This window comes from Rhodococcus sp. IEGM 1307 (assembly GCF_030056915.1).
GTDB lineage: Bacteria > Actinomycetota > Actinomycetes > Mycobacteriales > Mycobacteriaceae > Rhodococcus_F > Rhodococcus_F opacus_D.
In genome coordinates this window covers 1-220 of sequence record NZ_JASHKW010000128.1, presented here as the reverse complement: position 1 = coordinate 220, position 220 = coordinate 1, and the positions used below count along the sequence as shown (strand labels likewise).

General features: G+C 75.5%; 1 protein-coding gene. It reads right to left on the bottom strand.

What is annotated here, in order from left to right:
• The coding region (locus QM841_RS43040) for an aldolase/citrate lyase family protein (protein WP_283336813.1) at window positions 1–220 on the bottom strand (220 nt) is incomplete at both ends.

Below are 220 nucleotides of genomic sequence, written 5' to 3'. Positions count from 1 at the left end.
GAGGCGCACAGGGCGAGGTCGTCCTCGGCCCACGGTGTGGTCAGGGCGTTGATGCGGACCGAGACGGCCCGGGAGCCGTCGGCTTCGCGCACGAGTCGGCGCACGAGGTCGCGGGCGTCGGCCTTCCTGGCGGGGGCGACGGCGTCCTCGAGGTCGAGGACCACCTCGTCGGCGGGCGACGCGAGCGCCTTGACGGCCTTGCGGTCGTCGGATCCGGGGG